The sequence below is a fragment of the Kribbella sp. DT2 genome (assembly GCF_049844575.1).
Lineage (GTDB): Bacteria > Actinomycetota > Actinomycetes > Propionibacteriales > Kribbellaceae > Kribbella.
In genome coordinates, this window is the sequence record NZ_JBNCLH010000012.1 from 19,869 (window position 1) to 46,308 (window position 26,440).

Consider the following 26,440-nt stretch of genomic DNA (forward strand, 5'->3'; position numbering starts at 1 on the left):
TTTTCGCCCGTTCTTCCCTCGTCGGTCGGTCGCTGCGCTCCCTCCCTCCTCAGTCCAGAACGGGCGGCCCCAAAACCTTCGGGGACTCCGAGTCTTCGAGGAGGAGGCCGTATGAAGATCCTGATCACCGGGGCCGGTGGGCAGCTCGGGAAGGCGTTGGCGCATCAGTTGCCGCAGGCGACCGCGGTGACGTCGGCCGAGCTGGACATCACGTCGCGGGAGGCGCTGGAGGCGTTCGACTGGTCCGGGATCACGGCGATCGTGAACGCCGCGGCCTGGACCGCGGTCGACAAGGCGGAGGACGCCGAAAGCACGCTCGCGGCCTGGAACGTGAACGCGAACGGCGTCGCGAACCTGGCCTGGGAGGCGCGCCGGCTGGAGGTCCCGCTGGTGCACGTCAGCACGGACTACGTGTTCGGCGACGGCGAGGGGTTCCTGGCCGCCGAGCACCGGATCGACCCGCAGGGCGTCTACGGGATCACCAAGGCCGCCGGGGAACTGGCCGCGCGGCTGAGCCCGGCGTACTACGTGGTGCGGACCAGCTGGGTCTTCGGTGACGGACCGAACTTCGTGCGGACGATGCTGCGGCTCGGCGCCGACCGTGACGAGCTGACCGTGGTCGACGACCAGTACGGGCGGCCGACGTACACGGTGGACCTGGCGGCCGCGCTGGTCGCGCTGCTCGAGACCGGTGCGCCGTCGGGCACGTACCACGCGACCGGCGCCGGTGACGTGGTCTCGTGGGCCGACTTCGCGGCGGCGATCCTCGAAGGCAGCTCGTGCAAGGTCCGGCCGATCAGCTCCGAGGAGTACGCGCGCGGCAAGACGATCGCGCCGCGGCCGTCCAACAGCGCGCTCGACCTGTCGGCGCTCGAAGCAGCCGGGATCACCCTGCGCGACTGGCGCGAGGCCCTCGCGGACTACCTCAAGACCCTCTAGCTCTTCTCAAGACCTTTTAGCTCTGGGGCTTGATCCCCGCCAGCACGATGTCGAGCATCCGCTCGGCCTGCTCCGGCTCGATGCCCGGCAGTGACGAGATGCTGCCGATCAGCCGCATCACGTCCATCACCTCCAGGTCGGGCCGGACCACGCCGGCCGCCCTGGCGGTGTCCACCAGCAGCCCGCCGGCGTCCTTGACGTTCATCTTGCAGGCCTTGAAGAACTCCGAGTCCTTGCCCAGGGCGGACGTCAGCTCGTGGGCCAGGCTCTTCTTCGACACGTTGTAGCCGACGAAGCTGCGCATCCACGACGCCAGCGCGTCGAACGGGCCGAGCTGCTCGTGGAACCCGTACGCCCGGTCGCAGACCGACTGGATCTCGTCGACGTAGACCGCTTCGAGCAGGGCGCACCGGTTCGGGAAGCGGCGGTACAGCGTCCCGATCCCGACGCCGGCCCGGCGGGCGATCTCCTCCAGCGAGGTGTCCGTGCCGGTCTCGGCGAACGCCTCGCGGGCGGCCGTGACCAGCAGGTCGTAGTTGCGCCGCGCGTCGGCCCGGGTCGGCCGGAGATCAGGCAGGGGCGACCGCTGCTGGGCGGACGTGCTCATCGAACCTCCTCGGAAACCGGCACGGCAATTCACTTGAAAAAGCGGAGGGGTCCTCCGTATCGTATCCGGAGGTGCACTCCACTTCTTCGATCTCAACTCTAGCCCCTCCGGGGGAAGGAGCAAGTTCTCACTGATGTCAGCTACTTCGACGGCGTCCACCGGCGCCGATTCCGCTGCTCCCGCCAGACGACCGGGCGTCGTGCTGGCGGTGATCGTGATCACCCAGCTGATGGTGATCCTCGACGGCACCGTGGTGAACATCGCGATGCCCAAGATCCAGACCGCTCTCGACTTCAGCCCGGCCAACCTGTCCTGGGTGCAGAACGCGTACGCCCTGGCCTTCGGCGGTCTGCTGCTGCTCGGCGCCCGCGCCGGCGACCTGCTCGGCCGCCGCCGGGTCTTCATCACCGGTGTCAGCGTCTTCACCGTCGCCTCGGCGCTCGGCGGCCTGGCCCCGACGGCGGAGCTGCTGCTCGCCGCCCGGGTCCTGCAGGGCATCGGTGGCGCGATCGCCGCTCCCGCCGCGCTGACCCTGCTGATGCTGACCTTCAAGGAGGGACCGGAGCGGATGAAGGCGCTCGGTCTCTACAGCCTGGTCTCCTCCGGCGGCGCCAGCATCGGCCTGGTCGTCGGCGGCATGCTGACCGACTGGGTCTCGTGGCGCTGGGGCCTGTTCATCAACATCCCGATCGGCATCGCGCTGGTGATCGCCGCCCGCCGGGTGCTGAGCGAGACGCCGCGGGAGCCGGGCCGCTTCGACGTGGCCGGCGCGCTCACGTCGACGGTCGGCATCACCGCGCTCGTCTACGGGTTCATCCGCGTGGCCGAAGCGGGCTGGAGCTCGCCCGAGGTGCTCGCGTCGTTCGCGGCGGGGCTCACGCTGCTGGTCGTCTTCGTGCTGGTCGAGCGCCGGGTCAGCCACCCGATCGTGCCGCTGCGGATGTTCAGGAACGCGGACCGGGTGGCGTCGTACCTGACCATGCTGCTCGTGGTCGGCACGATGTTCGGGATGTTCTTCTTCCTCACCCAGTACCTGCAGGGGGTGCTGGAGTTCAGCCCGCTGGCCGCCGGTCTCGCCTTCCTGCCGATGACCGGTCTGCTGTTCGCGTCGTCCCGGATCGTGCCGCGGCTGACCGGCAAGCTCGACAACGGGCTGATGATGATCGCCGGTGGAGTCTCGGTCACGGCCGGCATGCTCTGGCTGACCCGGATCACCCTGGACAGCAGCTACCTCGGCGGTGTGGTCGGGCCGCTGGTCCTGTTCGGCGCCGGTGCCGGTCTGATCTTCATCCCGCTGACCGGGCGCGCGCTGTCCGGCGTACCGGCTGAGGATGCCGGCGCGGCCTCCGGTCTGCTCAACGTCCTGCAGCAGGTCGGTGGCGCACTGGGCCTGGGCATCCTGGTCACGGTCTTCGGTACGGCGAGCCGCAACGCGTCACCCTCGTCGACCAATCCGGCCGAAGCGGCCCGCGAGATCCTCACCGACGGCGTGCACGCGGCCTTCATCGGCTCGGCCGTGTACGCCGGGCTGACGCTGCTGGTGATCGTGCTCGGCGTCCGCCCGTGGAACCGGCGCAAGACGGTCCGGCCCGGGACAGCGACCGAGCCGGCCGCGGTCGAACCGGCGGTCGTGGACTCACACTTCTGACAGGTCTCCTCCACACCCCTGAAACAGAGGGGTGTGGAGGAGAGGGGCAGCGGCGCCCCGGGCCTTCGCTTCGCTCGGCGGCTCGAGGGCTGGGGTTATCTGGTGGCACACCTTTTCAGCACTCCGGCCGGTGCGGCCTCAGCCCCCCGGCGACCTTGTCGGCCGCATGGCAGCCTCGCCCGCCACTGCGCTTCGCTCGGTGGCGTGGGCTTTCAGTCGATGGCCAGCCGGTGGGTGATCCAGGTGTTCTTGGTGGTATAGCCGAGCCGTTCGTACAGGCCGAGCGCGCCGGTCGGGTTGTCCGCGTCGACGCCGAGCGACGCCTGCTGGAACCCGGCGGCCGCCGCCTGTGCCATCACCTTGGCCAGCGTCAGCGCGGCCAGTCCGCGACCTCGGTGGGACCGCCTGGTCCCGACCTGGCCGACGTACACGTCGCGGATCCCGGTCGCCTCGGTGTCGGCGACGTACTCGTAGCCCAGCGTGTAGGCGACCACGTCGTCACCGTCCAGCACCAGGTACGCGAGCTCAGGCCGGAACGCCCGGGCGCCGGTGAACCAGGTCTTCCAGCTCTCCGGGCTCTTCGGCGACGAGCCCCAGTGGTCCAGGAACGCCTCGTTGTGCGCGACCCGCACCGCTTCGTCGTACGCCGGGCTGTAGGCGACCAGCCGGAGCCCGTCCGGGACCGCCGGCACCTCGACCGGGGTCCCGAGGTCGCGCCGCATCGAGAAGAAGTAGCGGCACTTCTCGAACCCGAGCCCGGCCAGCAGGTCGAGCGCGGCGGTGTTCGTGTCGATGGCACCGGTGTTGATCTCGCCCACAGTGCCCGGCTGCCGCTCCTGGTGCAGCTCGGTCGCCCGACGGGTCAGCCACGGGACGAGCCGGCCGCCGATCCCTTGGCCACGCCACTCCGGGTGGACCGCGCCCTCGGTACGGACCCGGTGCACGTCCACGACCCCGTCGGGCGCGCGCACCACGCCGTACCCGACCAGCTGCTCGTCCGACCAGATCCCGAGCGTGTCGCGCGCCGCGTCGAGCTGCGGATCGGCCAGTTCCTCGAGCAGGTCGTCGGCGTCGTAGTTCTCCCCTTCGGCGTCCACTTTCTCCTTGGCCGCCAGCAACTCGGCCCAGGCGGCCGCGTCGGTCTTCTCGATCGGCCGGACGCTCAGCCCGGCCGACCACCCCTCGTCGATACCCATCTGCCGAAGGTAGGGCCGGAACGGTGCCGCGGCACCTTAATTACCCGTCAACCCGGTGGTGGCTGCCTTGACCGCCCCATAGCTCCTGAGCAATGCTCGACGAATGGATCACGGACTGTCGGCAGAGGACCGCAAGAAGCAACTGGTCCGGATCGGTCTGATGATGCTGCGCGAGCAGCCGATCCACGAGCTGTCGATCGACGCGATCGTGAGCGAGGCGGGCATCTCCCGCAGCGTGCTGTTCCAGTACTTCCCGAGCAAGCACGACTACTACCTCGCGGTCATCTCGGCGGCCGGCCGCCGCCTGCTGCGGCTGACCAAGCCGGACGGGTCCCGCCCGCGCGACGAGCAGCTGCGCGAGATGCTGCTCGCGTTCGTCGCCTTCATCACCCGCCGCCGCCGGGCCTACATCTCGTTCGTCCGCGGGGCCGCCGGCGGTGACGACTACGCGGTCGAGGTCTACGCGAAGACCCGCGACACGATGGCCGACCGGGTGCTGGCCCTGCTCGACGTGCCCGAGGCCGATCGCGAGCCGGCCGCCCAGGAGCGGATGCGGGTGCACGCCTGGTTCGCGTACGTCGAGGACCTGGCGATCGAGTGGTCCGGCCTGCCCGAGGGCGAGCGCCGGATCACCGACGAGGACCTGGTCGCCCACGCGATCGAGGCGCTGAAGACCCTGCGCAAGCTCTGACCGTTCACATCGCGTCCGGGGCGGTCATGCCCAGGAGCGTCAGGCCGTCGTGCAGTACGGCGCGAGTGGCGCCGCAGAGCGCGAGCCGGCTGGTCCGCGTCTCGCCCTCGCTGGTGAGGACCGGGCAGGACTCGTAGAACGCGGACAGCGCGGTCGCGACGTCGTACAGGTAGGTGCAGAGCCGGTGCGGCTGGAGGGTCTCCGCGACCTGCAGGACGGCGGCGTCGAAGCCGGCGAGCAGCAGCGCCAGCCGCTGCTCGGCGGGATCGTCGAGCGTCGTCACCTTGCTGTCGCTGGTGCCTGCCTTGGCCAGGAGCCGGGTCAGCCGGGCGTGGGCGTACTGCAGGTACGGGCCGGTGTTGCCGGTCATCGCGACCATCCGGTCCAGGTCGAAGACGTAGTCGTTGGTCCGGTCGCTGGACAGGTCGGCGTACTTGATCGCGCCGATGCCGACCGCCGCGGCCACCGCGTCCCGGTCGATGCCGTCGCGATCGGCGAGCAGCGCGGCGGCCCGGGCGACCGCGGCGTCGAGCAGCGAGACCAGGTAGACCGTGCCGCCGTCCCGGGTCTTGAACGGTCTGCCGTCCGGACCGAGCACGGTGCCGAACGCGACGTGCTCGGCTGTTGTTGTCTCAGGCAACCAGTTCGCCGCCCGGGCGAGCGCGAAGATCTGCTGGAAGTGCAGCGTCTGCCGGTGGTCGACCACGTACACGGTCCGGTCGGCGTGCAGGTCCCGGACCCGGTGCCGGACGGCGGCCAGGTCGGTCGCGCTGTAGCCGAACCCGCCGTCGGACTTCCGCACGATCACCGGCAACGGCGACCCGTCGCGGCCGGTGAACCCGGGCAGGAACGCGCACTGCGCGCCGTTGGACTCGGTCAGCAGCCCGGCCGCCTGGAGCTCGTCGACGATCGCCGGCAGGTCGGCGTTGTACGCGCTCTCGCCGACCACGTCGGCCTGCGTCAGCGGTGAGCCGAGCATCGCGTAGACCCGGTCGAACTCGGCCAGTGAGATGTCCACGAGTTGTTGCCAGATGCCCCTGGTTTCGAAGTCGCCGGACTGCAGCAGCACGACCCGCCGCCGGGACAGGTCGGCGAACGCAGGATCGCTGTCGAAGTGTCTGCGCGACCGCTGGTAGAGCTGCTGCATCTCCTCCAGGTCGAGCCGCTCGGCCGGGATCCCTTCGGCCAGGAGCTGCTCGACCATCATCCCGAACTGGGTGCCCCAGTCACCGACATGGTTCTGCCGTACGACGACGTACCCGGCGTACGCCAGAACGTTGCACAGGGCATCACCGATCACCGTCGACCGCAGGTGCCCGACGTGCATCTGCTTGGCCACGTTGGGCTGCGAGTAGTCGACGACGACCCGCTTCCCGGCTCCCGGCCGACCGTGAATGGGGTTGTTGACACCGTCCGCGAGGGTCCCGGGGAGCAGCGTGACGTTCACGAACCCCGGACCGGCGATCTCGAGCCGGCCGAGGTCGCCCAGGTCGGCATGAGCGACCAGCTGCTCGGCGATCTCTCGCGGAGACTGCTCGAGCTGCTTGGCCAGCCGCAGCGCGAGACTGGTCTGGAAGTGCCCGAACTCGGGCTTGGTCGCCGCCCGCAGCTCAGGGTCGACGGTCAGCCCGAAGGCAGCGACGGAGGCCGCGGCAAGCCGCGCGGACAGAACAGGAACAACGGACATGAGAGGTCCTTGGGAAGACGAGGCACCGGAACAGGGACTGAGGTGTTCAGACGGTGCGTCGTCGTCGCAGGCCGAAGCGACCGCGCGCGGTCACCAGGCTCGTCGACATGGAACCAGTATGCCCTACGGCCGGTACGCCGAGGGAGCAGGACGGCGATCGGCCATCGCCACGATCGGCGGCAGCTCGGTCTCGTCCAGGAAGACCCGCCGTACGACGCGCTCGGCGGCCAGGCCGTCGTCGTACTCGCAGAACCGCTCCCGGAAGAGCTGCCGGTGCTTGGCCGCCTCCGCCGCCGCGAACCGGCCGGTCTGCAGCGCGTCGAACAGCTCGTCGGCCGACCGCGCGACCAGCCCCGGCGGGAACTCGGTGATGTCGAAGTAGGTCCCGCGGGTCGTGTCGTAGAAGGCCTGGTCGTCGACCAGCAGCACGATCGGGCGGTCCAGGTTCGCGTAGTCGAAGCTGATCGAGGAGTAGTCCGAGACCAGTACGTCGGCCGCGAGCATCAGGTCCTCGACTCGCGGGTGCTCGGACACGTCGACCACCCGCTCGGAGTGCTTGTCCGGGGCGCCCTTGGCCAGCGAGTAGTGGGTCCGGACCAGCACTCGCCCGTTCTCCCCGGCCGCGGCCGCCAGCCGGTCCAGGTCGAGGTGGATCCCGTCCCCGCCGAGGTCGACCAGGCCGGCCGGCGTACGGACCGCGTCCCGCGCGTCGCGGAAGGTCGGCGCGTACAGCACGACCAGGTGGGAGTCGTCGAAGCCGAAGCCGGCCCGGATCGCCCGGACCTCGTCGAGCGTCGCGGTGAGCAGCCGGTCGTTGCGCGGGAAGCCCGTCTCCAGCTCCTCGAAGTGCGCAGGGTAGGTGCGCTCCCAGATCTCCGAGGAGTACCGGTTGGAGGACAGGTTGAAGTCCCAGCGGTCGACCTGGCGCATCAGCTCGTCCAGGTCGAGGTCCTTGGCGGCCTGCGGGTAGTGCCGCAGGTCGGTGCCCATCGTCTTCAGCGGCGTCCCGTGCTGGGTCTGCACGTGGACCTGCCCGTCCCGCTTGTCCAGCTCCTTGGGCAGGTTCATGTTGCTGACGAAGTACTTGGCCCGGTGCACCAGCTTCTCGTACGCCGGGGAGCCGGCCACCACGTACTCGACCCCCTCCGGGATCGCCTGGACGTGGTCGGCCCCGATCACCCAGACCCCGCGCAGCTGGGGGACCAGCTCGGCGGCCTTCTCGTAGATCGCGCGCGGGCTGCAGGCGTACTGCTTGAACCAGTAGGCGCCGTACAGGGCGAGGTGGGGGTCCAGGTCGCCGCGGTGCAGCAGCTTGCCGACCGCCTTGCGCGGGCTCGGCACGTGCAGCACCTTCGAGCTCAGCTTCAGCGTCGAGTACGTCGCGTAGTCGTCGTGGATCAGCATCCAGCGCTTGAACCCGCGGCTGGTCCGGTCGGCGGCGTACCCCTCGGGCTTCCAGCGCTTGGCGAACCGGTGGGCGGCGTGGAAGAACTCGGCCCGGTCCTCCGGGTCCAGCCGCTCGGGCTTGGCCAGCACGGCCAGGATGTGGTCCAGCGACCGGTCGAACGCGAACTTGCGCCAGCCGGCCAGCTCCGGGTCGGAGGTGATGAACGCGTGCACCCGGTCGTACTGGTCGAAGATGTCGAACTGCCGGCGGGTCCGGGTGGCGTGGATGTTGCCGCCGGTGCGGTGCTGCCGGTAGTGCACGACGACCCGGTCCAGGGTCGCGATCCGCTGGGCGGTGAGCATCGTCGAGTACGTCCAGGGGGCGTCCTCGTAGTACCCGGCGGTGAAGGCGAAGCCGTGCAGGGTGAGGAAGTCACGCCGGCACGCCTTGTTCCAGACCAGCTCGAGGAAGGTCAGGAAGACCGGGCGCTCGGCGGCGGTGAAGACGCCCTCGCCCTCGCGCGCGAACGCGTCGTGGCGCTGGTTGCGGACCACCCGGCCGTCCCAGAAGATCCGCTCGTAGTCGAAGATCAGCAGGTCCGGGCGGTCGGTCGCGTCGATCCGCTGGGCCAGCGCCTGCAGCGAGCCGGGCGTGTAGAGGTCGTCGGCGTCCAGGAAGAGCACGTAGTCGCCGCGGCACAGTTTCAGCCCGGCGTTCCGGGTCGGGCCGAGCCCGATGTCCTCGGTCAGCGTGATCGTCCGCACCCGCGGGTCGGCCGCGGTGTACTCGGCCAGGATCCGGCCGGTGCCGTCGGCACTCGCTGCGTCGACCGCGATCACCTCGAAGTCGGTGAACGACTGCCCGAGCACGGAGTCCAGGCACGGCCGCAGCCACGGTCGCACGTTGTGGCACGGAACCACGATGCTGAACCGGGGAGCGGAGTCGGTGCTGCTGGCCATGGGAGGCCATCCTAGGGTCTAGTCCATGACGGTTGATGTGTTCGCGCCACTGGCCGCGCTCGAGGGAGTCGGGTCGGCGGCCCGGGCGGCCCGGGACGCGGTCGACGTGCTGCTCCGGGACCGTGGCCTGCGGCGGGTCGACTCCGAAGCGACGGCTGAGGCTCTGCTGCGCGGGGCTCACGCGTCCGCCGCCCTGGCGGGGAGCCCGTCGACGTTGGAGGAGGTGCGGCGGGGAGAGGGCGACGCGCTGTCCGCCGGAGCAGTGCGGATGACCGGTGAGTTGATGGGGCTGGCTCCGCAGGCCGACACCGCTCCGATCCAGGTCTGGACCAGACTGCATCAGTTGGCGGCCGCCGAGCTCGGGTCAGCAGACCAGCTGGGCCACCTGCGAACCAGTCGGGAGCCGCTGCCCGACGACATCCCCGGTCTGCCGCCGGCACCGCCCGCGGACGTCATGTGGGAGCGGCTGAGCGGACTGGCCAAGGCGCTGACCACACCGACCACCGCGCCGGGCCTGGTCGTCGCGGCGATCGTGCATGCCGAGCTGGCCGTGCTGCGCCCGTTCCCGACGGCGAACGGGCTGGTCGCGCGGGCGGCCGAGCGCTGCCTGTTAGTTGCCCGGGGCATCGACCAGGTAGCGGTCACGGTGCCGGAGGTCGGGCACCTCGAGCTGGGCGCGTCGTACCCGGGCGGGCTGACCGACTACGCCGTACGGGGAGTGACCGGCGTGCAGAGCTGGCTGCTGCGCGAGTGTGAGGTCATCGCTCTGGCAGCAGAACGTTCACCGCTCAACTTTCCAACCCGGTAAGGGGTTCGGGCCGGACGTGCGAACGGCGCCCTCTCGCGAGAGCGCCGCCGCTGGCACGTCATTCTGGTTACCAGGCGTGCACCTTGTCTGCCGCCACAGGATCGAGTCCTGGGTCGAGCTGCCCGGTTGGGATGGGCTGGTCGCCGCGTGGGTACCTGACTGCCGTGCAATTTTCTCTACCGGGACCGAAGTCCCTTTGCTGATTCCTTTGTACTCCCCGAACCCCTGTGAGGGAAGGGTTTGAGGGGTCTTGATCAAGTTGAGAAAGTTGATGTCACGTTCAGTTTTCGGCCTGGCGGGAGCGCCGGCGGGCGGCGTACAGGAGAGCTCCGGCGGCCAGTCCGGCCCCGACGGCGGTCGCCGCGACAGCCGGCCGGCGGGCGCCGCGGAACCGCCGCGTCCGCTCCTCGAGGGCGACTGGTTCGCTGAAGTCGAGCACCGGCCAGCCGCGGCCGAGCGCCAGCCGGCGTAACGCCTTGTCCGGGTTGACCGCGAACGGGTGACCGACCGCGGCCAGCATCGGCTCGTCGGTGATCGAGTCGGAGTAGGCGTAGGAACCCTGCAGGTCATAGCCTTCCGCGGCCGCCAGGGCGGTGATCGCGGTCGCCTTGTGCGGGCCGTAGACGTACTCCTCGATCTCGCCCGTGTACTTGCCATCGGCAACTACCATCCGGGTGGCGAGCACCCGGTCGGCGCCGAGCAGTTCACCGATCGGCTCGACCGCCTCGGCGCCGGACGTCGACACGATCACCACGTCCCGGCCGGCCGCGTGGTGCTGCTCGATCAGCGTCACCGCCTCGTCGTACACGATCGGTTCGACGACGTGGTGCAGGGTCTCGGCGACGATCGACTGCACCGTTCGCACGTCCCAGCCTGTGCACATAGCGGACAGGTACTCCCGCATCCGCTCCATCTGGTCGTGGTCGGCGCCGCCCAGCAGGTAGACGAACTGGGCATAGGCGCTGCGCAGCACGGTGCGCCGGTTGATCAGGCCGCCGGCGTAGAACGGCCGGGAGAAGGCCAGGGTGCTGGAGCGGGCGATGATGGTCTTGTCGAGGTCGAAGAACGCGGCCGGACGGTGCTCCATGGATCGAGTTCAGGGGGCGTTTTCCGGGGTTCGGAGAAACGCCGAGGGGCCCGGCCTTTCGTGTGGCCTGGTCTCCCGTTAGACTGTTGAGCAGTGTGACAGTGACACTGGTTTGAGCGGCCTGATGAAGGACGTTCGGCACCCGGTGGACACGGTCTCGGTTGCAACAGAACTGAGATGTGTGGACGCCGGTCTCGGGGGGTAGATACTCCTCGACAGTGGCAGACTGTCGCCTCCTGATCGGCCCCCGGCTCCTCCCCCCGAGCCCGTGGCCGAAGACGGCCCCCGGTCACCCCCCCGCCGGGGGCCGTCGCCTTTCCTGACGCAGGTCCTCCCCGACTCTCTGATGCGGGCCACGCGGGTTTGGTTGCCGATTCTTGTAAATTCTTCATTTTTTGTTGAGCGTGAGAGCGTTCCCACTTTATGCAGGGTCTTGACATTGTAGTGACGCGGTCACATTTTGTGTCACATGACCCGCTCGCGAAGCCGCCGCCCCCTGGCCGCGATCACCTCCGCCGTCCTCGCCGCATGTGCCGGCCTGCTGCTGGTGCCGGGCACCAGCTCGGCCGCCACCAACCTCGTCACCAGCGGGACCTTCGAGACCGGCTCGCTGGCCGGCTGGTCCTGCTCGGCCGGTACCGGCGCCGCGGTCAGCGGCAACGCCCGGACCGGGACCTACGCCCTCCAGGGCACCCCGACCTCCGGCGACACCGCCCGGTGCAGCCAGACCGTCTCCGTCCGTCCCAGCTCGACCTACACCCTGTCCGCCTGGGTGAAGGGCTCGAACGTGTACCTGGGCTCCGACGGTGGGGCCAGCACCTGGACGACCAGCGCGGCCTGGTCCCAGCTGACCGTGAGCTTCACGACCAGCGCGAGTGCCACCACCGCGACCATCTACCTGCACGCCTGGTACGGCGTACCGGCGTACCAGGCGGACGACGTCGTGCTCGACGGGCCGGGCGGGACCGGGCCGCCGCCGGACACGACCGCGCCGTCGACGCCGGGTGGCCTGACCGTCGGCAGCCCGACGTCGAGCTCGCTGCGGCTGAACTGGTCGGCCGCGAGCGACGCTTCCGGTATCGACCACTACGAGATGGTCCGGGGCAGCGAGGCCGCTGCGAACGTGGGCAACGTGACCGGCTGGACCGCGACGGGCCTTGCTCCTGGCACCAGTTACAGCTTCAAGGTGCGGGCCTGTGATCCGTCGGGCAACTGCTCGCCGTACGGGGCCTCGGTCTCAGGGACGACGTCGGACGGTCCGACGGTGCCGCCGTCGTCGCTGCCGAAGCACATCCTCACCGGGTACTGGCAGAACTTCAACAACGGTGCCGCGGTGCAGAAGATCTCCGACGTGCCCGCGGCGTACGACCTGATCGCGGTGGCCTTCGCCGACGCTGATGCGTCCCGCCCCGGCGGCATCACGTTCAACCTCGACAGCGCCGGGCTGAACGGGTACACCGTCGCGCAGTTCAAGGCCGACGTCGCCGCGAAGAAGGCGGCCGGCAAGAAGGTCGTCCTGTCCGTCGGCGGTGAGCGCGGGACGATCTCGGTCGGCAACGCGACCGCGGCCGCCAACTTCTCCTCGACGGCGCTGTCGGTGCTGCGCGAGTACGGCTTCGACGGGATCGACATCGACCTGGAGAACGGCGTCAACGCGCAGTACATGGGCCAGGCGCTGCGCAGCCTGCAGAGCCAGTTCGGGGGCGGGCTGATCATCGCGATGGCGCCGCAGACGATCGACATGCAGTCGCCGTCGTTCGAGTACTTCAAGCTGGCGCTGGCGATCAAGGACATCCTGACCGTGGTCAACGTGCAGTACTACAACTCCGGCGCGATGAACGGCTGCAACGGTCAGGTCTACTCCCAGGGCACGGTCGACTTCATCACCGCCCAGGCCTGCATCATGCTGCAGGGCGGCCTGCGGCCCGACCAGGTCGGGCTGGGTCTGCCGGCGTCCTCGCGCGGGGCCGGCAGCGGGTACGTCTCGCCGACCATCGTCAACAACGCGCTGGACTGCCTGACCAAGGGCACCAACTGCGGCAGCTTCAAGCCGAGCACCACCTGGCCGACGCTGCGCGGTGCGATGACCTGGTCGACGAACTGGGACGCGACCAACGGCAACCAGTTCTCCAACCAGGTCGGCGCGCACGTCCACTCGCTGCCCTGATGCACAGCTACCGCCCCGCTCCGGTGCTGGAGGCGCTCGGTGTCTGCTCGGAGGACGAGCAGCTCTACCGGGCGCTCCTGGCCCGGCCGGAATCCACCGCTACCGACCTGATCGGCTCGACGGGTTGGCCCGCCGCTCGCGTCACCCGGCATCTCAGGTCCTTGCTCATCCTCGGCCTGGCGGCCCGTACGCCGGGGCGCCCGGCCCGGTACACCCCTGCCGTGCCGGAGGCGGCTGTCGAGCTCCTGGCGTTGCGGCGCCAGGCCGCGATCGTCGAGGCGCGGCTGGGCGCTTCGGTGCTCACCGCGGAGTTCCGAGCCGCTACCGAGGCCGGGCCGTTCACAGTGGTCCGCGGGGCCGAGGCGATCGCGCAGCGGTACCAGCAGGCGCAGCAGGCTGCGCAGTCCGAGGTGGTGGTGCTGGACGCCGTACTGCCTGGGCGGGCTGCCAGTGGTGTGGTCTACCGGATGGTCTACGACATGGCTTTGTTGGTCGACCCGGCGTCGTTGGCTGCCGCGCGCTCGGCCGGGATGTCGTGCCGCATGCTTCGGGACGTTCCGCTGAAGCTGGTGGTGGCGGACCGGCGTACAGGTCTGTTGCAGACCGGGCCTGACGTGCTGGTCGAGCTGGGGCCGTCGTCGTTGCTGGACGGGTTGCTGCGGCTGTTCGAGCTGCTGTGGGAGCAGGCGACGCCGCTGGCCTTCGAGCCGTCGGACGGGCCGTTGTCGGCCGAGGACCAGCAACTGCTAGGGCTGGCTGCGGCGGGGCTCACGGACCAGGCGATCGCGCGGCGGCTCGGGGTCGCGCAGCGGACGGTGGAGCGAAGGATGCAGCGGATCCTGAAGGCGCTGGACGCGACGACCCGGTTCCAGGCCGGTCTGCGCGCCGGGCAGCGAGGGTTGCTCAGTCCGTGACGTCGGCGACCGTGGCGTTGACGGCCTTGACCAGAGCCTCGGCGTCGACGGTCAGGCCGACGCCGTGGTCACCGCCGCCGATCGAGATCGTCCCGGTGATCCGCTCGTCGGCGATCACCGGCCAGTCGTGCGTGCTGCCGAGCGGAGTGATCGTGCCGCGGACGTAGCCGGTCACCTCCAGCGCCGTGTCGGCACTGGGCATCGAGATCCGGTTCACGCCGAGCAGGGCGCGCAGCTTCGGCCAGGCGATCTCGCGGTCACCCGGGACCAGAACGAACCGGTAGTCGTCGTCGGCCAGCCGGACCACGATCGTCTTGATCAGCTTGGCCGGCTCGATCCCTCGCGCGGCCGCGGCCTCCTCGAGCGAGTTCACCCGGCCATGCCGGGTCTCCTCGTAGGACAGGCCGAGCTTGTCCGCCGCTTCTGTCGCTCGCGTCATGCTTCTAGCTTCTCACCCGGCTCGGCACCCGCCGGAGCGCCAGCGCCAGCAGCAGGGTGATCACGAACAGCACCGTGGCTTCTGCCGCCACCCCTGGCCAGGCCGCGTGGGTCCAGGCAGCTCCGGCGATCCCACCGAAGACGGACGAGCCCAGGTAGTAGGCGAACAGGTAGAGGCTCGCTGCCTGTCCCGTCCCACCGCCGGTCGCATGCGCCCGCGCCGCGACCCATCCGCTGGCGACGCCGTGGACCGCGAAGAACCCGGCGGTCATCACCGCGAGTCCCAGGACCACCAGAGCGAGCTGGTGGGTGAGGGTGATCGCGACACCGGCCAAGGTGACCAGACAGCCGATCGGCACGACCGTGCGCCGGCCGTAGCTGTCGGCAAGCCGCCCCGCGGTCGCCGACGACGCCGAGCCGACCAGGTAGACGACGAAGACCAGACTCGCCAGCCCGGGTCCTAGTTCGTACGGCGCTGCCGCCAGCCGGAACCCGGTGGCGTTGTAGACCGCGACGAACGCGCCCATCGCCGTGGCCGCGATCGCGTAGAGCGCCAGCAGGGCGGGGTCCTTCAACACTTTACCGGTCTGCTTCAGGCTCGGCCGGGTCGCCGTGAAGTTCCGGGACTCGGGCAGCGGCACGAGCAGCAGCACCGCGCAGGCCACACCGAGTACGGCGATCCCGCCCAGCGCCGTACGCCATCCGCCCAGGTCGGCGAGGCCTCCGGCGACCAGACGACCGGTCATGCCACCGACCGCCGTACCGGCGATGTACAGGCCGCTGGCTCGCGCATGGCTGTCCTGGTGGACCTCTTCTCTGAGGTAGGCCATCGCCACGGCGGGCAGTCCGGCGAGCGCGACGCCCTGGATCCCTCTGAGCGCCAGCAGGGTCGGCCAGTTCGGGGCGAACACGCACAGGACGGCGATGGCCGCGGCGGCGATCACCGACCAGCGCATCAGCTTCGTCCGGCCGAGCGCCTCCGAGGCCGGCCCGGCGATCAGGAGGGCGACTCCCAGGCCGAGTGTGGCCAACGACACGCTGATCGCGCTCTGACTGGGGGAGACGTCGAAGGCCGTCGCCAGCTCGGGCAGCAGGGCCTGGGTGCTGTAGAGCATGGCGAAGGTGGCCAGACCGGCGGCGAACAAGGCGATCGAGAGTCTGCGGTACCCCGAGCTCCCGGGGCGGTGTCCCGGAAGCGTCGTGGTCATACCTTCGACAGTGCCAGATGTCCTGACATGGACAAACTCAGGGGTCTGACCAGCGTCTCGGCTAGCCGGCCAGGATCTTCGCCAGCTCTCCGGGGTGAGCCAGGTGCGGGAAGTGGCCGCTGCCGGGGAGCACGGTGATCGTCACGCCCGGCTTGCTGCTCTCCAGCCACTGCCGGTACGCCGGCGGCGGGTCGGTGGCGGTCACGTAGTCGTACGGCCCTTCGATCGCCTGGAGATCCGCTTCGCGTTCGGCCTTGAGCACCTCGGCCGGCGACTCCATCACTTCGCGCCAGTAGCCGAGCAGCACCTCCTGGCTCGGCCTGGTCGACGCGTTGACCAGGTCCTGCGCGCTCTGCGGCAGCTGCTCGATGCCCATCCCGGCGAGCATCTGGTCCCACACCTCGCCGTACGCCGGACTGCGCAGCGTCGGCTCGAGCTGGGCGAGCACGTCCTTGAACGGCCCGACCAGAAGCGGCTGGTCCACGTTGACCACACCGGCAGTCGGGTACTTGCCGGCGTAGATCGTCGCCAGCGCCCCACCGATCGAGTGACCGACCAGGACCGGCGTGTGCAGCCCGGCCTCGACCACCGCCTCGTGCAGCACCTCGGCGACGTCACCGAGGTCGTACGACGACTGCTTGGGGGAGTCCAGGTGGCCGGGCAGGTCGAAGGCGACCGTCCGCCGATCCGGGTCGAGCACGGCGAGCTCCTGCAGCACCGGAGCCCACTGGTGGCGGTCGAAACCGAGCCCGTGCAGCAGCACCAGCGGGGACCGTTCGTCCGTCGTACCGGAGCTGTCGGCGGCCAGGTCGCCGTAGTACCGCAGGTGGATCGTTCGCATGCTGATCAGCGTAGCCAGGCACCCCAGCGCTGCAGCTAGGTGCAGAAGCGTTGCCGGGAGCATCCGCGGGTTGCCAGGCTGCCCGTATGAGACCGAGTCGACGACAACTGTTCATTGCGGGTGCGGTGGTGGCGGGAGCGACCGTCGTGTCCACGGAGACTGCCTTCGCCGGCGGGTACGGATCGGGTGACCTCGGCGACTGGCAGGGCCTGGGCAAGGCGATCGCGACGCCGGAGCTCATCGGGACAACGCTTCAGCGCGACGGGCTGTTCATGTTCGGTGACAGCATCGCGGTGCAGGACGGCAAGCCGCTGGCCACGCTGATCGCGACGCGGCTCGACGTGCCGCTGGCCGTGCACAACTGGTCCGGCCGGCCGACGCCGCCTGCTGTCGACGCGCTGGAGTCGTGGAAGACGACGTACGGGTTGCCGTCGCGGATCCTGATGGCAACAGGTACGAACGACATCTTTACGCCGCCGGTGTTCGCTGCCCAGGTGGACCGGACGATGGCGCTGGTCGGCCCGGCCAGAAAGGTGTTCTGGGTGAACGTCCACGCGTCGCGGAACGAGCTGGACCCCGCGACCCGGGTCGCGGACCAGCGCAACAGCGGCTGGATCAACCTCCAGCTGGCGGAGGCCCAGCTCCGGCACTCCAACCTGCGGGTCGTCCACTGGGCGGAGTTCCTGGCGAGCAAGATCTCGCGGCTGACGGCGTACCTGAAGCCGGACGGCGTGCACACTGCCGTCCCGCTCGGCCAGAACGCCCGCAACGAGCTGATCGTGCAGGCCATCGAGAAGGGCTGACCCAGACGCGGCCGGGCGTACGGTCTCCCCAGATTGGAGCCCGGCCGGGACCGCCGCACCGGGGCAGGAGGGTGCGTCTCTCCTGCCCCGGTGCGTACCGGTCCTCAGAACCCGGCGGTGATCCGGGTGAACTCCCAATCAGGCTGGGCGATCCCGCTGCAGTTCGCGACCACGCCGCCGCCCGCGCAGCCACGGTCACGGTTGACCGACCAGTACGCGAGCCGGCCCAGGCCGTTGGTCTTGGCCCAGTTGGTGATGTTCTGCCAGGTCTGCGTGGTGGTCATCTCCTGCTGGTCGGACAGGCCGTTCATGCCGGAGATGCCCTGGTGGGCGTAGGCCTGCGCGGTGGTCCAGCCGAAGGTGGCCTTGAGCTTGTTGTTCAGGCCCTGGGAGGCACCGACCGTGTCGTTGTAGATGTTGGAGCTGCCGAAGTCGAACGGCATCAGCGTGAAGACGTCGATGTTCGCGCCGAGCGCCTGCGACCGCTCGATCAGCCGGTTGCCGTAGTAGTTCGGGCCGGTGGTCGAGGTGCCGAAGGTCAGGATCGTCTGGATCCCGGGGTTGTTCTGCTTGACGATCTTCAGCGCGTTCAGGATCCGGTCCTGGACGACCTCGTTCTCGAACTCGTCGCTGTTCTCGATGTCGACGTCGATCGCCTTCAGGTTGTAGGCGCTGATCACCTGCTGGTAGGCGCCGGCCAGTGCTTCTGGCGTACTGCAGTTCGGGCCGAGCTTGTTCCCGCTCCAGCCGCCGATCGACGGGACGATGTCGCCACCGGCCGCACGGATCTGGGCGATCGCGGTGGCGTCAGCACTGCCCTGCAGCGGACGGGCGCCGTCCCAGGCCGGGTTGCAGCCGCCGGACGACAGGATGAAGGCCATCGTGAACCACTTGATGCCGGTGGCGTTCATGACCGTGGCCGGGCTCGGCGGGTCGCCCCAGCCCATGTAGAGGTACGGCGCGGCCCGGCGGGCTGGGTTCTCGCTGCCGCCACCGGTCGTGGTCTTGACCGAGAGCGCGCTGCTCTTGGCGCCTTCACCGACGCTGTTGGACGCACTGACCTGGTAGCTGTACGTCGTGTTCGCGGTCAGGCCGGAGTCCGAGTACGACGTACCGGTGGGGCTGCCGACCTTCGTGCCGTTGCGGTAGACGTTGTAGCTCGTCGCGCCGCTGGCCGCGGACCAGGAGAGGGCGACGGAGGTGGCGGCCGGCGTACCGGTGAGTCCTGACGGTGCGCCGGGGACAGTGCCGCCACCACCGCCGCTGCACGAGCCGCCGTTGAGCCGGCAGGCTGCGAGCCCTGGGAAGTTGCCAGGGCTGCCGTTGAGGCCGAAGGTGACGCTGGCTCCGGGAGCGAGCGGTCCGGCCCAGCTGGGCGGAGTGAACGTGTGGGTCTGGCCGCTGCTGGACCGCACGGCGTCCCAGGAACTGCTGACGGAGTAGCCGGAGGGGAAGTCCAGCGCGATCGACCAGGTGCTGAGCGGGCTGCCGGTGCCATTGGTGACGGTCACCTTGCCCTCGAAGCCGCTGCCCCAGTCGGACACCTTGGTGAAGGCCGCGGTGACCGGTGCGGCCTGAGCGGCCGGGGCGACGAGAAAGGACACGACGAGTGCTGCCGCCGCCGCGAGGGCGACTGTCAAACGCTTGCGTTTCATGGCGATTCTCCTCAGACCTGTCCCCACAGAGCGGGCACGTTCGGGGGTTCCCAGCCGGCCAGCGCGGTGTGGCCCTGGATGCAGCGGTAGGTGACGCCGTTGTACGAGACCAGCGCACCGGTCGCGTACGCCGTACCGGGAGCCCAGGGGGTTGCCGTCGGAGGCGTCGAGGTCGGCGTGGGAGTCGGCGTCGGTGTGGGGGTGGGTGTGGGCGTCGGGGTGGGAGTGGGCGTCGGGGTCGGCGTGGGCGTCGGGTTCGGGCCGCTGCAGCCGGGGGTGGACGCGTTGACCGCGTCGACGACGGCGTTGAAGAGCGTGACCTGCGGGTCGAGCGCCTCCATCGAGTACATCATCGCGCCGGCCAGCCCGTTGCAGTGCTGGTAGTCGGCCTTCGCCTTGATCGACTGGGCGTTGTCACCGGTCCAGAAGGTGCCGTTGCGGTAGAACCAGGACGCCTTCGTGGTGTCGTCGAAGAAGCTGTACGCCGGGTTGTCGACGAACCCGGTCAGCTCCTTGTAGAAGGACACACCTGGCACGTTGCCGCTCGCGGCGCCGCCGTCGGCCGGCCCGGTCGCGGTCTGGTACTTGCCGTTCGCGGTGGCGGGCACGCCCTTCCATCCCCTGTAGTAGAAGGGATATCCAATCGTCAGCTTGTTCGCCGGAAACCCGCCCGGGATGCCGTACGCCGGGTCGCCGGTGGTCCATGCCTTCACCGCGCCGTCGACCGAGTACTTCGCCGTACCGGGTGGGATCGGCGTGCTGGGGTCGTTCGGTGCCTGGTAGAGCGGGTCCTGGAAGTTGGTCGGCCCGGTGGCGTCCCAGCCGCCGTGCATGTCGTACGTCATCACGTTGTTGTAGTCGAGGTACTGGCCGATCTTGTTCGTCTCGATGGTGGCGATCTTGTCCTGGCCGGCCGGGGTGGCCGCGGTCAGCCACATCTTCCGCCCGACGCTGTTGCCGTAGGCATCGATCTGGCTGCGCAGCTCGGCCAGCAGCAGGGTGAAGTTCTGCTTGTCCGCCGCGCTGTAGTGGTTGCCGACGTGACCGTTCGGCGAGCCGGGGTACTCCCAGTCGACGTCGATGCCGTCGAAGATCCCGGCCGCGCTGCCCGGGCCGCCGAACCCGTCGACCACCGGCAGGTTGCCCTTCAGGAACATGTCCACGCAGGAGCTGACGAACGCCTTGCGCTTGGCGTCGGTGGAGGCCGCGTCGGAGAAGTACTTGGAGTAGGTCCAGCCGCCGATCGAGATCAGGATCTTCAGGTTCGGGTGCTTGGCCTTCAGCTTCTTCAGCTGGTTGAAGTTGCCCTGGATCGGCTGGTTCCAGACGTCGCCGACCCCGTCGACGCTGATGTCGGCACCGTAGGACTTGCCGTAGTCGGCGAACGCGTCACCGGCGCCGTCCCCGGCGTTCGGGTTGTTCTCGTCCTGCGAGGCGGCCTTGTTCGCCATGAAGCAGGTGTGGCTGGTCGGGTGGACGTTGGCGAACGCGTAGTTGACGAAGTCCAGCTTGGCGGCCGCGCCGGTGGTGGACAGGGTCTTGGGGTAGAAGGCGTTCGCGTAGATGCCCCACTGGGCGAAGTACGCCGTCTTCACGCCACCCGAGGTGGCCTGCGGCGCGGCTTGTGGAGCGGTGGAGCCGGCGGGTGGGCCGGCGGTGGCCACCGAGATCCCCGCGGCGGCGATCAGGGCGGTGGCGGCGACGGTCGCCGTGCTGGCGAGTAGGGGGAGTCGAGGCATGGGCGGTCCTCCGGAGCTGAAGCAGTGCACGGGTGTCCAGCGGGAAGCATTTAGTTAAAGGCGCTTCGAAAGGAACGGTAACTCTTGTCGGCCCGGCGGTCTCCGGCTCACGCTGGCGGGTTGCCGCTGCTGACGGAAACCCGCCAAACCCCCTTTGTCCACAGGGATTCCGTCGCCTCCGGCCGGTAGGCGCTTTCACGGCACCTTGTAGGTATGGAGACCTCACCGACGCCGGCGCCGGTCCTGCTGGCCACCGCCGACGAGATGCTGCTAGACGACCTGCTCCGCCTGTCCGCCGCCGCGGAGGTGACCCCGCACGTAGAGAAAGACCTCCTCGGCCTACGCCGCCACTGGCAGTCCGCGACCCTGGTCGTGGTCGGCCACGACCTGGTCGACCCGTTCGCCCGCACCCAACCACCCCGCCGCCCCGGCGTCCTGGTGGCAGCGACCGGCAGCCCGCCCCGACTCCAAGGCCCCAGCCGCGCCGGGCTCGCCTCACCGTCACCGGCCGAGGCTCCGTTCCAAGTCCCCGGCGGCGCCGGGCTCGCTTCGCCGTCACCGGCCGGGGCGCCGTTCCAAGTCCCCGGCGGCGCCGGGCTCGCCTTCCTGTCATCCCGCGCCCCTTCCCACCCGCCCTTCCCCGTGCCCGACGACGCCTTCGTCTTTCGCCGCGCTCTGGCGATCGGTGCCGAAGGCGTCTACCTCTTGCCGGACGAGGAGTCCGCCCTGGGCGACCGGCTTGCCGACACGCTCGACGGGGGAGTGCGTGCCGCAACCACCTTCGCCTTCGTTGGCGGCTGCGGCGGCGCCGGCGCAACCACCCTGGCAGCCGCCGTCGCAGTCACTGCCAGCCGCCGCGGCGTCCGCACGATGCTCATCGACGGCGACCCTCTGGGCGGCGGCATAGACCTTGCCCTGGGCAGCGAAACAGGCACCGGCGCCCGCTGGCCCGACCTCCTCAACGCCTCCGGCCGAGTCAGTGCCGCCGCCCTCCGAGCAGCCCTGCCCACCGTCGCCGACCTCGCAGTCCTCTCCTGGGACCGCTCCGACATCACCGCCCTCCCACCCGAGGCCATGCGATCCGTTCTCGGCGCGGCCCAACGCAGCAGCGACCTGGTCGTCGTCGACCTCCCACGTCGTACCGACCCTGCTGCCGAAGAAGCCTTCGTTCGCTCAACGGCGACCTTCCTCGTCGTCCCCCGAGACGTCCGCTCCTGCGCGGCCGCCGCCCGACTGGTCAGACCGTTGCGCGACGTCGCCACCGACCTGCGAGTGGTCGCCCGCGAACCAGGTCTCGGTGGACTCTCCGCGGTCGACGTCGCCAAGCACCTGTCGTTGCCCTTGGCAGCCAAGCTCCGCTTCGACCGCGATCTTCCTGCCCTGATGGACAAAGGCCGCTTCGACCCGCGCCCCCGCGGAGCACTCGGCCGTACGGCAGGCGAGCTCCTGGACCTCTTCGGCTTCAACGGAGCCCTGGCCGCATGACCGTCTCCATCGAACTGCTCGACCGCGTCCGCGGCACCCTCGCCTCGCAAGGCGCCGACCCCACGCCCGCCCGAGTCGCCGCCGCACTCCGTGCCGACGGCACCGTCTTCGGCGACTCGACCGTCCTGGAGGTAGTAGAAGCTCTTCGCCGAGAGGCCACCGGCGCCGGCCCGCTGGACCGCCTGCTGACCGAACCAGGCATCACCGACGTCCTGGTCAACGGCCCCAACGAGGTCTACGTGGATCGCGGCTCCGGCCTCGAACGCATCCCTCTCCGCACCGGCGACGAACCTTCCGTACGCCGCCTCGCCACGCGTCTGGCCGCAGCGGCCGGCCGCCGCCTGGACGACTCCAGCCCGTACGTCGACGTCCGCCTCCCCGACGGCACCCGCTTCCACGCCGTCCTGTCCCCGATCGCTTCCCCAGGGACCTGCCTGTCCCTCCGGGTCCCCTCCCGCAAGGTGCTGGCCCTGGAAGACTTGGTTGCCGCAGGCTCCCTCCCACCAACCGGCATCGCCGTCCTCCGCGACCTGCTCGACGCCCGCCTCGCCTTCCTCATCAGCGGCGGCACCGGTACGGGCAAGACGACCCTGCTCAACTCCCTGCTCTCAACGGTCCCCAGCACCGAACGCCTGGTCATCGTCGAGGACGCCAGCGAGCTCCGCCCCGACCATCCCCACGTGGTCCGCCTCGAGTCCCGCCCACCCAACGGCGAAGGCACCGGCGAGATCACCCTCCGCGACCTGGTCCGCCAAGCCCTCCGCATGCGCCCCGACCGCCTCGTCGTCGGCGAGGTCCGAGGCGCCGAAGTCGTAGACCTCCTGAACGCACTGAACACCGGCCACGAAGGCGGCTGCGGCACAGTCCACGCCAACTCCGCCTCCGACGTCCCAGCCCGCCTCGAAGCCCTAGGCGCCCTGGCCGGCCTGACGCCACAAGCCCTGCAAAGCCAAGTCTCCTCAGCCCTCCACGCCGTCATCCACCTGACCCGCGACCAGTCCGGCCAACGCCGAATCACCGAAATCCGAGTCGTCACCCGGACTCCCACCGGCACCCTCACCACAGCCCCCGCCGTCCACTTCACTCCCCAAGGAACCCTCGAGCTAGGCACCGGCGCTCCCCACCTCACCCACCTCCTCTCAGGAGCCGCAGCATGACCCCCGCCCTCCTCGCTGGAGCTACGCCATGACCCCCGCCTTTCTCGCTGGAGCTACGCGATGAGCCCCGCCCTCCTCTCAGCCGCACTCACCCTGCTGGCCGTCCTCACCGTGATCCCACGCCGTGGCCGGGCGCTCCACCGCCTGACCACCCCACCCCGAGCCACAGCCGGAGCCACCCATCTGGCCGGCTCAGCCCGCCGCCGCCTCATCCCCCTGACCGTCGTCGCGTTAGTTGCCCTAGGCGTCGGCCTATCCCTCGGCGCCTCCACCCTGGCCACCGCCCTCGTAGTAGTCGCAGTGGTCACCACCGCCATCACCCAACGCACAAAGGCCCGCAACCATACCCGCCGCACCCAGAAGCGCACTCAAATCATCGAAGCCTGCGACCTCCTGGCCGCCGACCTCACCGCCGGCCGCCCACCCCAAGAAGCCCTCGAAGGCGCAGCCGAGGTCTGCCCCGACCTCCGCCCCGCAGCAGCCGCCGCCCGCCTGGGCGGCGACGTCCCCGCAGTCCTCCACCTAGCCGCCGAGTCCCCAGGCGCAGAACCCCTAAGACCCCTAGCCGCCGCCTGGCAAGTATCCGACCACTCCGGCGCAGCCCTGGCCACCATCATCACCCGCCTAACAACGTCCCTAAGAGCCAACGAAGCCCTAACCCGCCAACGCTCCACCAACCTCGCCAACGCCAAATCCACCGCCCGCCTCCTAGCCGTCCTCCCCTTCTTCGCCACCCTCCTCGGCTACGCCCTAGGAGCCAACCCCCTGGCCTTCCTCACCACCACCCTCCCCGGCACCGCCTGCCTGATCACAGGCACAGCCCTCTCCCTAACAGGCCTCGCCTGGACCAACCACCTCTCCACCAACCCCTAATCACTCGGAGCCTCATGCCACCCGCCCTCACCTCCGCACCCGCCGCAGCCGCCGTCTGCGCCGCCATCGCCGCAGCCCTCCTCACCCGCGGACGCCCCGGCCCCCGCCGCCTCCGCCAACCCACCCCGACCACTCACTCGATCTACCGCCGCCTAGTCGACCGCCTAAAACCAACTCCACGCCCCACCCGCACCCGCCGCCTCCACCAACTGACAGCCGCCCTCCTCGCAGCCGCCGCGATCCTCCTGTTCCCCATCCCCTGGAGCCTCGCCCCCGGCCTGGCCATCTACATCGCCACCCCAACAATCCTCAGCCGCCTAGAACCAGCAGCAACCCGCAAACGCAACGCCCGCCTCTCCGCCGACCTCCCCCTGGCAGTCGACCTCCTAGCAGCCTGCCTAAGAGCCGGCCGCCCACCCCAGGCCGCCATCGCCACCGTCAGCCGAGCCATCGACGGCCCCCTCGCCACCCTCCTCGCCGAGCTGGAGCACCGCCTCGACCTAGGCACCGACCCCATCGACGCGTGGGACCTCCTCCGCCAAGAACCAACCTGCGCCCCCTTCGCCCGAGCAGTCCAACGAGCCCTCCGCTCCGGTGCCCCACTCGCCACCACCCTCGAGTCCCAATCCGCCGACCTCCGTCAGTCCAGCCATTGGAAAGCCGACGAACAAGCCCGCACCGTCGAAACCCGATCCGTCCTCCCGCTGGGCCTCTGCTTCCTCCCCGCCTTCGTCCTCCTCGGCGTAGTCCCCACCATCGCCACGACCTTCACCACCGTCTTCACCGACCTGGCTCCCTAACCCCCGCCCGCCGTACCGACGCGTCCCAGATCCCAGCAACCCGCGCGCCGGATACATCACCGGCTGCCATGGCGGAATCGTGCTCGAGAACACCGAAGGCCACACAAACGCCGACGGCGTCAGCAGCAACCCCTCCCCACTCAACTCCCGTACGCCGTGAATCCGCCGATGCCTGATCCTTAAGGCCCCCTGCTTCCACCGCGCCGAGCTGTCCAGATCCTCGAACAACCCAGCAGGCCCCGCCGTGAGGAAGTCCGGCGTGTACCAACTGCCCGAGTCGACCAGATCGAACAGCAACCCCAGCTCAAACCCCTCCCGAACGATCCGCTGCCCGGTCTTCCCCGCCGAGCGCCGGTGAAGTGCCGCGCCCGCAGGTTCTTCAGCAGCCGAACGCTCGCGACGATCTCCCACAACGGCGACCTCACCGTCCACCGCCTCGGCTTCGGCGCCAACGAGGAACTGCTCGCAGAAGCTCTTCACCCGTACGCCGAAGGCCTGGTGATCGCCAAGATCGGCCACACCCGCCCGTCGCCGGGGAGTGGAGGCCCGTCGGCCGCCCCGAGTACCCGCGGCAGGCCGCCGAGCTGTCGCTGCGCCAGCTCAGCGTCGAACGCATCGACCTCCTGCAACTCCACCGCGTCGACCCAGCCGTCCCGCTGGAGGATCAGCTAGGCGCCCTCGCCCAGGGAATCGCCTTCATTCCTTGGCTTCCCATCGCCGGCGGCAACCACGCGACGTCCAAGCTCCTCGCCGAGCTGGCCCCCGAAACCGGTGCCACCCCATCACAACTCTCCCTGGCCTGGCTGCTCCACATCACCGGCAATGCTCCCGATCCCCGGTACCAGCTCCGAGACGCACCTGATCGAGAACGCAAAGGCGGCCGACCTCCAGCTGACGAACGCCCAACGGAACCTTCTCGACAGCGCCGGCTGGCGTTGTCCCCAGGCTGAAATCTCCTTCTGTACAAGGGCTCCCGGCGCGGCATCTTTCTGGTAAGCCGTCCGGACAGCCCGGCCGCAGATCAGGAGATCCCCATGTCCCACCAGCTCGTCCTCCGCCCCTCCCGTGCCGAGCGCCTCGCCGCGGTCCGCAGCCGGCCGCACGCCCAGCCGCGTGCATTCGGCCTCCGGCGCCGTACCGAACGAGGCGCGGCCACCGCCGAGTACGCCGTCGCCACGGTCGCCGCCTGCAGCTTCGGCGGCATCCTGATCGCCCTGCTGAAGTCCGACGCGATGATGTCGGTGCTCAAGGCAATCATCAACTGGGCCCTGCAGTCGGCGGGCATCGAAGGCGTCCAGGTCTGAGGGCACACTCCGGCCCGGACCACCAAGGTCCGGGCCGGCTCGGCCGA

The 26,440-nt window shown here is 69.8% G+C and carries 24 protein-coding genes; 13 read left to right on the forward strand and 11 right to left on the reverse strand.

From position 1 onward, the window contains the following. Positions 1-111: 111 nt before the first annotated feature. Positions 112-939: a dTDP-4-dehydrorhamnose reductase gene (gene rfbD, locus ACLQ2O_RS37310; protein ID WP_425841891.1), complete on the forward strand. Its 828-nt coding sequence runs from the start codon at positions 112-114 to the stop codon at positions 937-939. 16 nt (positions 940-955) lie between these two features. On the opposite strand, the gene ACLQ2O_RS37315 is transcribed toward rfbD, so the two are convergent. Further along, positions 956-1,546 (reverse strand): TetR/AcrR family transcriptional regulator, encoded by a 591-nt coding sequence (locus ACLQ2O_RS37315; protein ID WP_425841893.1) that lies wholly within the window; start codon positions 1,544-1,546, stop codon positions 956-958. A gap of 133 nt (positions 1,547-1,679) precedes the next feature. On the opposite strand from ACLQ2O_RS37315, the gene ACLQ2O_RS37320 reads away from it, so the two are divergent. Continuing rightward, on the forward strand, positions 1,680-3,194 hold the full coding sequence (locus ACLQ2O_RS37320; RefSeq protein ID WP_425841896.1) for an MFS transporter: 1,515 nt from the start codon (positions 1,680-1,682) through the stop codon (positions 3,192-3,194). Positions 3,195-3,406: 212 nt separating this feature from the next. Here ACLQ2O_RS37320 and ACLQ2O_RS37325 read toward each other — a convergent pair whose 3' ends face one another. Continuing rightward, on the reverse strand, positions 3,407-4,390 hold the full coding sequence (locus ACLQ2O_RS37325; RefSeq protein ID WP_425841898.1) for a GNAT family N-acetyltransferase: 984 nt from the start codon (positions 4,388-4,390) through the stop codon (positions 3,407-3,409). A gap of 103 nt (positions 4,391-4,493) precedes the next feature. Between ACLQ2O_RS37325 and ACLQ2O_RS37330 the strand changes: the two genes are divergently transcribed. After that, positions 4,494-5,081, forward strand: a complete 588-nt coding sequence (locus tag ACLQ2O_RS37330) for a TetR/AcrR family transcriptional regulator (RefSeq protein ID WP_425841900.1) — start codon at positions 4,494-4,496, stop codon at positions 5,079-5,081. 4 nt (positions 5,082-5,085) lie between these two features. Here the strand turns inward: ACLQ2O_RS37330 and argS are convergent, their stop codons facing one another. Then, on the reverse strand, positions 5,086-6,768 hold the full coding sequence (gene argS / locus ACLQ2O_RS37335) for an arginine--tRNA ligase (protein ID WP_425841903.1): 1,683 nt from the start codon (positions 6,766-6,768) through the stop codon (positions 5,086-5,088). A gap of 123 nt (positions 6,769-6,891) precedes the next feature. After that, positions 6,892-9,114 carry a bifunctional glycosyltransferase/CDP-glycerol:glycerophosphate glycerophosphotransferase gene (locus tag ACLQ2O_RS37340; RefSeq protein ID WP_425841906.1) on the reverse strand — a complete coding sequence of 741 codons (2,223 nt, stop codon included), beginning with the start codon at positions 9,112-9,114 and terminating at the stop codon, positions 6,892-6,894. Between the two features lie 25 nt (positions 9,115-9,139). Between ACLQ2O_RS37340 and ACLQ2O_RS37345 the strand changes: the two genes are divergently transcribed. Next, the gene (locus tag ACLQ2O_RS37345) at positions 9,140-9,922 is read left to right on the forward strand and encodes a cell filamentation protein Fic (RefSeq protein ID WP_425841909.1); all 783 of its coding nucleotides are present in this window, start codon (positions 9,140-9,142) and stop codon (positions 9,920-9,922) included. 280 nt (positions 9,923-10,202) lie between these two features. On the opposite strand, the gene ACLQ2O_RS37350 is transcribed toward ACLQ2O_RS37345, so the two are convergent. Beyond that, positions 10,203-11,009: an HAD family hydrolase gene (locus tag ACLQ2O_RS37350; protein WP_425841912.1), complete on the reverse strand. Its 807-nt coding sequence runs from the start codon at positions 11,007-11,009 to the stop codon at positions 10,203-10,205. Between the two features lie 469 nt (positions 11,010-11,478). Between ACLQ2O_RS37350 and ACLQ2O_RS37355 the strand changes: the two genes are divergently transcribed. Together ACLQ2O_RS37355 and ACLQ2O_RS37360 are read left to right on the forward strand one after the other, a co-directional pair. Next, positions 11,479-13,176 carry a chitinase gene (locus tag ACLQ2O_RS37355; protein WP_425841915.1) on the forward strand — a complete coding sequence of 566 codons (1,698 nt, stop codon included), beginning with the start codon at positions 11,479-11,481 and terminating at the stop codon, positions 13,174-13,176. Next, on the forward strand, positions 13,176-14,090 hold the full coding sequence (locus ACLQ2O_RS37360) for a helix-turn-helix transcriptional regulator (protein WP_425841917.1): 915 nt from the start codon (positions 13,176-13,178) through the stop codon (positions 14,088-14,090). The genes ACLQ2O_RS37355 and ACLQ2O_RS37360 overlap by 1 nt, the downstream gene beginning before the upstream one ends. Here ACLQ2O_RS37360 and ACLQ2O_RS37365 read toward each other — a convergent pair. The 3 genes from ACLQ2O_RS37365 to ACLQ2O_RS37375 form a co-directional block, all read right to left on the reverse strand. After that, positions 14,080-14,529, reverse strand: coding sequence for an aminoacyl-tRNA deacylase (locus ACLQ2O_RS37365; RefSeq protein WP_425841920.1), 450 nt, complete (start codon positions 14,527-14,529; stop codon positions 14,080-14,082). The two genes, ACLQ2O_RS37360 and ACLQ2O_RS37365, sit on opposite strands and share 11 nt — an antisense overlap. A gap of 4 nt (positions 14,530-14,533) precedes the next feature. Beyond that, on the reverse strand, positions 14,534-15,736 hold the full coding sequence (locus ACLQ2O_RS37370; RefSeq protein ID WP_425841923.1) for an MFS transporter: 1,203 nt from the start codon (positions 15,734-15,736) through the stop codon (positions 14,534-14,536). A 61-nt stretch (positions 15,737-15,797) separates the two neighbouring features. Next, entirely contained in the window at positions 15,798-16,577 is a 780-nt protein-coding gene (locus tag ACLQ2O_RS37375) for an alpha/beta fold hydrolase (RefSeq protein ID WP_425841926.1), read from the reverse strand. 146 nt (positions 16,578-16,723) lie between these two features. Here ACLQ2O_RS37375 and ACLQ2O_RS37380 point away from each other — a divergent pair, with 146 nt between their 5' ends. Next, positions 16,724-17,380: a hypothetical protein gene (locus ACLQ2O_RS37380; protein ID WP_425841929.1), complete on the forward strand. Its 657-nt coding sequence runs from the start codon at positions 16,724-16,726 to the stop codon at positions 17,378-17,380. A gap of 104 nt (positions 17,381-17,484) precedes the next feature. On the opposite strand, the gene ACLQ2O_RS37385 is transcribed toward ACLQ2O_RS37380, so the two are convergent. Together ACLQ2O_RS37385 and ACLQ2O_RS37390 are read right to left on the reverse strand one after the other, a co-directional pair. Next, positions 17,485-19,035, reverse strand: a complete 1,551-nt coding sequence (locus ACLQ2O_RS37385) for a cellulose binding domain-containing protein (protein WP_425841932.1) — start codon at positions 19,033-19,035, stop codon at positions 17,485-17,487. A gap of 11 nt (positions 19,036-19,046) precedes the next feature. Then, positions 19,047-20,774: a glycosyl hydrolase family 18 protein gene (locus ACLQ2O_RS37390; protein ID WP_425841934.1), complete on the reverse strand. Its 1,728-nt coding sequence runs from the start codon at positions 20,772-20,774 to the stop codon at positions 19,047-19,049. A gap of 213 nt (positions 20,775-20,987) precedes the next feature. Between ACLQ2O_RS37390 and ssd the strand changes: the two genes are divergently transcribed. From ssd to ACLQ2O_RS37410, 4 genes are read left to right on the forward strand one after another with little or no spacing between them, the layout of a single operon-like run. Further along, positions 20,988-22,259, forward strand: a complete 1,272-nt coding sequence (ssd, locus tag ACLQ2O_RS37395) for a septum site-determining protein Ssd (protein ID WP_425841937.1) — start codon at positions 20,988-20,990, stop codon at positions 22,257-22,259. After that, positions 22,256-23,416, forward strand: a complete 1,161-nt coding sequence (locus ACLQ2O_RS37400) for a TadA family conjugal transfer-associated ATPase (RefSeq protein ID WP_425841940.1) — start codon at positions 22,256-22,258, stop codon at positions 23,414-23,416. The genes ssd and ACLQ2O_RS37400 overlap by 4 nt, the downstream gene beginning before the upstream one ends. Positions 23,417-23,476: 60 nt before the next feature. Then, a complete protein-coding gene (locus ACLQ2O_RS37405) occupies positions 23,477-24,289 on the forward strand; it encodes a type II secretion system F family protein (RefSeq protein ID WP_425841943.1) in 813 nt (270 codons plus the stop codon). 14 nt (positions 24,290-24,303) lie between these two features. Beyond that, positions 24,304-25,089 carry a type II secretion system F family protein gene (locus ACLQ2O_RS37410; RefSeq protein WP_425841946.1) on the forward strand — a complete coding sequence of 262 codons (786 nt, stop codon included), beginning with the start codon at positions 24,304-24,306 and terminating at the stop codon, positions 25,087-25,089. Between the two features lie 476 nt (positions 25,090-25,565). Here ACLQ2O_RS37410 and ACLQ2O_RS37415 read toward each other — a convergent pair whose 3' ends face one another. Then, positions 25,566-25,724 (reverse strand): hypothetical protein, encoded by a 159-nt coding sequence (locus ACLQ2O_RS37415; protein ID WP_425842257.1) that lies wholly within the window; start codon positions 25,722-25,724, stop codon positions 25,566-25,568. Here ACLQ2O_RS37415 and ACLQ2O_RS37420 point away from each other — a divergent pair. Together ACLQ2O_RS37420 and ACLQ2O_RS37425 are read left to right on the forward strand one after the other, a co-directional pair. Next, a complete protein-coding gene (locus ACLQ2O_RS37420) occupies positions 25,680-26,039 on the forward strand; it encodes a hypothetical protein (RefSeq protein ID WP_425842254.1) in 360 nt (119 codons plus the stop codon). The two genes, ACLQ2O_RS37415 and ACLQ2O_RS37420, sit on opposite strands and share 45 nt — an antisense overlap. Before the next feature lie 84 nt (positions 26,040-26,123). Beyond that, positions 26,124-26,393 carry a DUF4244 domain-containing protein gene (locus tag ACLQ2O_RS37425; protein WP_425841949.1) on the forward strand — a complete coding sequence of 90 codons (270 nt, stop codon included), beginning with the start codon at positions 26,124-26,126 and terminating at the stop codon, positions 26,391-26,393. The last annotated feature ends 47 nt before the right edge of the window (positions 26,394-26,440 follow it).

Bases quoted from the DNA above. Each gene is read 5' to 3' on its own strand.
- ACLQ2O_RS37400 (WP_425841940.1), top strand. From the start codon at position 22,256: ATGACCGTCTCCATCGAACTGCTCGACCGCGTCCGCGGCACCCTCGCC.
- ssd (WP_425841937.1), top strand. From the start codon at position 20,988: ATGGAGACCTCACCGACGCCGGCGCCGGTCCTGCTGGCCACCGCCGAC.
- ACLQ2O_RS37425 (WP_425841949.1), top strand. From the start codon at position 26,124: ATGTCCCACCAGCTCGTCCTCCGCCCCTCCCGTGCCGAGCGCCTCGCC.
- ACLQ2O_RS37355 (WP_425841915.1), top strand. From the start codon at position 11,479: ATGACCCGCTCGCGAAGCCGCCGCCCCCTGGCCGCGATCACCTCCGCC.
- rfbD (WP_425841891.1), top strand. From the start codon at position 112: ATGAAGATCCTGATCACCGGGGCCGGTGGGCAGCTCGGGAAGGCGTTG.
- ACLQ2O_RS37410 (WP_425841946.1), top strand. From the start codon at position 24,304: ATGCCACCCGCCCTCACCTCCGCACCCGCCGCAGCCGCCGTCTGCGCC.
- ACLQ2O_RS37365 (WP_425841920.1), bottom strand. From the start codon at position 14,529: ATGACGCGAGCGACAGAAGCGGCGGACAAGCTCGGCCTGTCCTACGAG.
- ACLQ2O_RS37325 (WP_425841898.1), bottom strand. From the start codon at position 4,390: ATGGGTATCGACGAGGGGTGGTCGGCCGGGCTGAGCGTCCGGCCGATC.
- ACLQ2O_RS37375 (WP_425841926.1), bottom strand. From the start codon at position 16,577: ATGCGAACGATCCACCTGCGGTACTACGGCGACCTGGCCGCCGACAGC.
- ACLQ2O_RS37390 (WP_425841934.1), bottom strand. From the start codon at position 20,774: ATGCCTCGACTCCCCCTACTCGCCAGCACGGCGACCGTCGCCGCCACC.
- ACLQ2O_RS37315 (WP_425841893.1), bottom strand. From the start codon at position 1,546: ATGAGCACGTCCGCCCAGCAGCGGTCGCCCCTGCCTGATCTCCGGCCG.
- argS (WP_425841903.1), bottom strand. From the start codon at position 6,768: ATGTCCGTTGTTCCTGTTCTGTCCGCGCGGCTTGCCGCGGCCTCCGTC.
- ACLQ2O_RS37385 (WP_425841932.1), bottom strand. From the start codon at position 19,035: ATGAAACGCAAGCGTTTGACAGTCGCCCTCGCGGCGGCGGCAGCACTC.
- ACLQ2O_RS37330 (WP_425841900.1), top strand. From the start codon at position 4,494: ATGGATCACGGACTGTCGGCAGAGGACCGCAAGAAGCAACTGGTCCGG.
- ACLQ2O_RS37340 (WP_425841906.1), bottom strand. From the start codon at position 9,114: ATGGCCAGCAGCACCGACTCCGCTCCCCGGTTCAGCATCGTGGTTCCG.
- ACLQ2O_RS37370 (WP_425841923.1), bottom strand. From the start codon at position 15,736: ATGACCACGACGCTTCCGGGACACCGCCCCGGGAGCTCGGGGTACCGC.
- ACLQ2O_RS37350 (WP_425841912.1), bottom strand. From the start codon at position 11,009: ATGGAGCACCGTCCGGCCGCGTTCTTCGACCTCGACAAGACCATCATC.
- ACLQ2O_RS37405 (WP_425841943.1), top strand. From the start codon at position 23,477: ATGAGCCCCGCCCTCCTCTCAGCCGCACTCACCCTGCTGGCCGTCCTC.
- ACLQ2O_RS37320 (WP_425841896.1), top strand. From the start codon at position 1,680: ATGTCAGCTACTTCGACGGCGTCCACCGGCGCCGATTCCGCTGCTCCC.
- ACLQ2O_RS37360 (WP_425841917.1), top strand. From the start codon at position 13,176: ATGCACAGCTACCGCCCCGCTCCGGTGCTGGAGGCGCTCGGTGTCTGC.
- ACLQ2O_RS37345 (WP_425841909.1), top strand. From the start codon at position 9,140: ATGACGGTTGATGTGTTCGCGCCACTGGCCGCGCTCGAGGGAGTCGGG.